Genomic DNA, 5,535 nt, shown 5'->3' on the forward strand with positions numbered 1-5,535 from the left:
TTTCAAAACTTGCTGTAACTTTAGTCATGGCGTTTAGAGTTTAATATTGTGAATAATATTTTGTAGCTCTAATTTAATTTAGATTCTACTTACCTCTAAACGCCATTTTATATTGCATAGGGGCTTTATGCAAGTTGGGCTTGACATTGTAATATCAGCTAGTTGCAAATCCCGGCTTCAGTTCCGGCTGACTAATAAATATCAACTTTTGTACATAACTTCAACAATATATTCCTGCCGGCAGGCAGGTTCAATCAGCAGCGGTTATCGGCAGACGTCCCGAAAGCATTCGGGATATTTCTCAACCTGCATAAAGCTCTGCTCGTTATGTGCCATTCTATGCGACATCAAAATTTAATAACAGTCTTTTTTTTGTCGACACTTTTCTTAGTGGCTTGTAACGACAGTAGAAATGATGATAAACAACCAATCGTCAGCTCTACACAGACGACAACATATGATAAGGATATTGGTGACAGTTCAGTTTTTAGAATGGCAATAGTAAAAAGTATAGCCATTCTATATAAAAGGAGATTTGACACATTAATTATAAAATCAGAATGGCGTTTTTTGGACGAAGTTCCGATCGACTACCCAATTAATTATCCCCAAACTTATATCGACAAACATCCTTACATCGACACACTTAGCAAACTCCTCAACATAAAAGTTATTACTGACAGTACGTTTGACAAGTATATGGATATGATATTGAAAACAAAATTTAAAGGAGATTATCCAACAAGTCTTTTTGACACCTGCTTGGCAGACAACATTTATGTTAATGTAGTTGCTAAAAAATTAAAAGACAATTCCATATTAGTCATTACTGATTATCGGACAGTTGACACATCTATTCGTACTGTCAATAAGTTTATGCGATTAAATGGCAAATGGAGTTTCAAAGAAGTAAATCCATACACTTTTAAATGATGAAGAACGGCACATAACATGAGGTTTGGCGTTATGTCGGCGGACTGAAACGCAATTCTCAACTTTGGTACTTGTGGCATCTGTAGTTTCAGCTTGACGGATATCTCCGAACAACTAAATTTTAACTTAAACTAATTAACTTTACCAGACTTTCGTAACGGGCTGACAGTTTTTCAAATTCCGCCACATTGCCAAGCCCGAACGTTGGGCGCAAAGTATTTTGAGCAATCATTTATTTTAATGGTTTAGTGTAATTCTTAAAAGCAAGAGTACAATGAAAACTTTCCTAGTAATCTCTCTCATTTTGTTAAGCACTCAAGCAATAGCCCAAGATTCAGCGAATTCATATGCTCTGAAAAAAGAACTAATTAAAGTATGGCCTAAAAAGTTGATAAGTTTTAAGGCCACAGTCGGACAAGACCGATTATGGTACAGATTTGATAAACAAACCTCAATGCCTTTTATGGTATCGACAGTTTCTTTTGCGAAAGACACAAGTTTCCGATTTATCTATTTTGAAGGTATCATTAGATATGCCGAGTTTATTTTTTGGGCCAATCCCAAAAAAAAGAAAGGAGCCTTGTACCGGTATTATCTAACAGGATCAAAATTTGTTCCGTTAAAGAAGACGAAGAACGATTTGCCTGATTTAACGTTCCTTTCTAAAAAAGGAATGGAATTATATGAACTGGCACAGCAAGCTCTAATAAATAAAAGTAATTCCAAGTAACTCTGCGCCCGACATTGTGTTTGCTGCAAGGCTGGCTGGACATTGGAGCAATGGTCATTTTATCGCTGTTGTGCTTCATCTGCGCTGGACCTACATTGTTGAGCTTTTGTTTGTTAACCTGTACTTTTATATCTTTAACCTGCCTGCCGGCAGGCAGGTCAGCAGCGGTTACGGGCAGGACAAGCAATGAATTCCACACCTGCAGCAACACCTGTTCGTTGGTGGCAATTTTTAACTACACTCCGTTTTTAATAAAAATTTTCAATGGATAGCAGCAAAGTTTGGTTTGACTTTATGGATTTGGCAAACGCCACGACAGAGCAAGGACAACAAATTGACAAGTACAAACCAAGTATTCAAATCTACTTTCAACCATCTTTTGACAATCATATTCTTTTACAACTTCAATTGGGCAATGACATTTTAAAATGGTATCGTACTATTTGGCAAAAATTGGTTGACGCACCAAAATTTAATGACCCAATACACAAATTAAAATTTATTGGGCAGACAATCAAGCCAACAATTAAATATGAAAGCGGCGAGACAGAATTAAAAACTGTAAGACACATACTTGAGTTTATAAAAACAATTTCAATTAGACCACGACTTGAAAAATGGGGAGGAATAATTCTTGACGGCAACTTTTATACTTTGACAATAAGTGTGGAGAATGTTGAGGCAAAATACAAGTGGCATTATTTACCAGACGAGTGGACAGACCTACAAAAACTGGCTGATATGCTGGAAGAATTAAATAATCAACTTTGAAGTATAAAACTGCCTACAACATTGGGTTTTATGCAAGTTGGGCTTTACCTTGTAACATCAGCTAATTGCAAATCCCAGCTTCAGTTCGTTCAGACGAATAACTATGAACTTTTGTACATACCTTCAACAAAATATTTTCAATCAGCAGCGGTTATCGGCAGACGTCCCGAAAGCATTCGGGATAATTCCCAACCTGCATAAAGCCCTGCCCGTTGGGCGTAACTTAAATGAACCTCTTTTCAATTTGAAGTATCTTTTTTTCATATTATTTTCCCTCTCGCTTATCAATTGCTCAAATGGCCGTAAAGAACAACCTGAAAAAATAATAACCATTACTAAATATAAGATTGTTAATGACTCTTCTGAAATAATTTCTATTCTAAAAAAGATTCAGCAAAAACACGAGTCAAATATCGACTATCGAGATTTTGTTGGTAAATTGTTAACTATAACATTTTCCAACAATTCTCATGAAAATATTTATCTTTTAAAACCATTACACTTCGACGGCTCGAAAGCCATGTTTAAAAATTTTACGGCAAGCATTCATCTTTTACAAGTATCAGACGATTCATTAAAATGGCAAAACATTTTTTATAGACAACCAGTTGACACATACGATGCCGAATATGACACAATGAAACCAAAATCCACAATTACCAGATTCGCTTATATAGATTATGATCAAAAGAACAAGTATTTGAAACTTTTAGTGGAATACAGAAGTGATAGTTCCTATTTCACTGATACAATTAAAATTGTAAACCGTAAGTAAGCTGCGCCCAACATTGGGTTTGCTGCAAGGCTGGCTAGACATTGGAGCAATGGTCATATCGCTGTTGTACTTCATCTGGGCTGGACGTATCCCGATAGCTATCGGGATTGGGCCTTGTTTGTTAGCCTGTACTTTTATATCTTTAACCTGCCGGCAGGCAGGCAGGTCAGCAGTGGTTACAGGCGGACCAGCAACGAATTCCAGCCCTGCAGCAAGCCCTGCCCGTTGTATGCAACTATATATGAAACCTCTTACACTTTCAACAATCATACTTTTGACACTTTCTGCCTGTGGACAAACACCCCAAAGCAACAAGACCGTAAGTCAGAAAAGTTTTGATTCAAAAGACACAACAACAATCTATAGAAATATTTCTTTAGCAACTTGTAATTGTACTTTTTCGACAATGAAAAATAATAAGCCTTCGACGTCAATGGACTCATGTTATCAATCTGTACTTTTAAAGTATAAAGACAGTTTGAAACAATTGGGCTTTGACCCAGCAACACAAGTTGGACAACTCAAATTAATAAATGAAGTTCTAAACAAATTATATCTTAATTGTCCTGACCTCTCTAAACTAATGCAAAAAGAATATGAAGATGAAACTGCGAAGAAGCTACTTTTTAAGGGTGAACTAGTTTCTCAAACAAAACTTCCATCCGGACTGTATGAAATCGCAATGAAGAATGTAAAAACTAAAGAGACAAAAATGTTCTATGCAAAAGGTCCACTTTACGAAACACAAATTAAAAAGTATGAGCCAGGTTACGAGTTGACAGTTGAATATGAAATTGTAAAAAATAGGGCGACGCAAAAAGATGAATATTTTTTAAAAGAATACGGAACTGTAAGTAGCGTCGGCGCGGTAAAAGTTACAACCCAAAAATAGCTGCATACAACAAAAAGTTTTGCAAAAATGTGGCTGGACAAACTAACATCAGCTAATTGCAAATCCCAACTTCAGTTTTAGCATACGAATAACTATCAGGTTTTGTACTTAACTTCATCAACATATTCCTGCCTGCCGGCAGGCAGGTTCAATCAGCAGCGGTTACGGGCAGACGTCCCGAATACTTTCGGGATAATTACCAACCTGCATAAAACCCTGGACGTTGGTAGCAATTTTCACGATACCCTAAAAAAATTATAAAAAATATGAAAAGACGAATTTTTATTACTGTTGCGACACTTTTTTTTATTGGAACTTCACACGGACAAAAAAATGAAATATCAATGCTAAATGGTAGGTTTTCATTTGAATTTCCCGACAGCGCAAAAAATCAAGCAAGAGGTGTTGATATAATGTCTGCAGACCCTAACGAAAACAATGAAACAAGAGTTATTTATGACATTGGCTCAAAACGAATCGTTTTTTTTGCTGAAGAATTGCAAATGAAATCCGTTGATGATTTGGAGACAAAACTAAAAAAGGAAGCAACGAAAGATTTTCCTTTTACTGTTCAAAAAAAAGACAATTCAGACTCATCTGTTTGTTACAGAATTACACCTCAAAAATTTGATGAAAAAGCACAAGCAATATTATTAAACTCTCTCATTATAAAAAATCCAGACAATACGTTGAGCAAGTTTAGTGCTTATATAAATCAAGAAGCATTTAAAGATAAGGCAACTTTTGAGAAAATTTCCGAACAAGTTTTTGCATCTTTTAAAAAAGGAAAAAGACGACTTAACTTATCAGCAAAAACTGAAACATTTAATATTTTAGGCACAAAAACGCTTTACAGTATCAAGTTACCTGAAAACTACATTGTGTCTGTTGATAAAAAATATGATTTTGAAGTTTATAAAATCAAAAAAGTTTCTAACTATGGCGAAAAAGAGTTTGGCGATTTAATAATTTATTTTGGTTTTTATCCATCGCCAATGTACAAAGAAATGGAACTTGAGAACTTTAAAACAAAAAACACAGAAGGTGAATATATGTTGCAAAAGCTAACCTGGTCAAATTACCAAGACAGAAAAAGAAATTTATTTTTGAGGGAACAAATATTTACAGACGATGACATTCAAAAAAATGCACAAAATCATATTGCAATGATTGCAAGCAGTGAACAGAAAATTGAAGAATTAGCATTGATAGTAAAAAATTCATTGCTGAAGTACGACAAATAAAACTGCTACCAACATGGAGTTTTATGCAAGTTGAGCAGACGGAATAACAATGAACATTTGTAATGTCTCGTCCTGAAATAGGTTGACTACAAAATCAACCAAAATGGAACTCAAAGACCAGATCATTCAAGAGTATTTAAACACCGGTTGTGGTTACCGTAAACTACAGGCCAAGTATGGCATTAGCCGA

Annotated in this window: 6 protein-coding genes; all 6 read left to right on the top strand. The window is 35.4% G+C overall.

What is annotated here, in order from left to right; all coding sequences use genetic code 11:
• Positions 1-372: 372 nt before the first annotated feature.
• The 6 genes from ACYVM0_RS26875 to ACYVM0_RS26900 all read left to right on the top strand — a co-directional run bounded on the left by ACYVM0_RS26875 (position 373) and on the right by ACYVM0_RS26900 (position 5,345).
• The gene (locus ACYVM0_RS26875) at positions 373-933 is read left to right on the top strand and encodes a hypothetical protein (protein WP_460562577.1); all 561 of its coding nucleotides are present in this window, start codon (positions 373-375) and stop codon (positions 931-933) included.
• Between the two features lie 274 nt (positions 934-1,207).
• On the top strand, positions 1,208-1,663 hold the full coding sequence (locus ACYVM0_RS26880) for a hypothetical protein (RefSeq protein ID WP_460562579.1): 456 nt from the start codon (positions 1,208-1,210) through the stop codon (positions 1,661-1,663).
• Positions 1,664-1,927: 264 nt separating this feature from the next.
• Positions 1,928-2,434: a hypothetical protein gene (locus ACYVM0_RS26885; RefSeq protein ID WP_460562581.1), complete on the top strand. Its 507-nt coding sequence runs from the start codon at positions 1,928-1,930 to the stop codon at positions 2,432-2,434.
• 103 nt (positions 2,435-2,537) lie between these two features.
• Positions 2,538-3,209 (top strand): hypothetical protein, encoded by a 672-nt coding sequence (locus tag ACYVM0_RS26890; protein ID WP_460562583.1) that lies wholly within the window; start codon positions 2,538-2,540, stop codon positions 3,207-3,209.
• Between the two features lie 13 nt (positions 3,210-3,222).
• A complete protein-coding gene (locus ACYVM0_RS26895) occupies positions 3,223-4,101 on the top strand; it encodes a hypothetical protein (RefSeq protein WP_460562585.1) in 879 nt (292 codons plus the stop codon).
• Positions 4,102-4,367: 266 nt separating this feature from the next.
• Positions 4,368-5,345 (top strand): hypothetical protein, encoded by a 978-nt coding sequence (locus tag ACYVM0_RS26900; RefSeq protein ID WP_460562587.1) that lies wholly within the window; start codon positions 4,368-4,370, stop codon positions 5,343-5,345.
• The last annotated feature ends 190 nt before the right edge of the window (positions 5,346-5,535 follow it).

It is taken from the genome of Ferruginibacter profundus, assembly GCF_054783275.1.

What these genes read in the sequence shown, in the direction of transcription:
- ACYVM0_RS26890 (WP_460562583.1), top strand. Translation starts at nt 2,538, where the DNA reads ATGAACTTTTGTACATACCTTCAACAAAATATTTTCAATCAGCAGCGG.
- ACYVM0_RS26885 (WP_460562581.1), top strand. Translation starts at nt 1,928, where the DNA reads ATGGATAGCAGCAAAGTTTGGTTTGACTTTATGGATTTGGCAAACGCC.
- ACYVM0_RS26880 (WP_460562579.1), top strand. Translation starts at nt 1,208, where the DNA reads ATGAAAACTTTCCTAGTAATCTCTCTCATTTTGTTAAGCACTCAAGCA.
- ACYVM0_RS26900 (WP_460562587.1), top strand. Translation starts at nt 4,368, where the DNA reads ATGAAAAGACGAATTTTTATTACTGTTGCGACACTTTTTTTTATTGGA.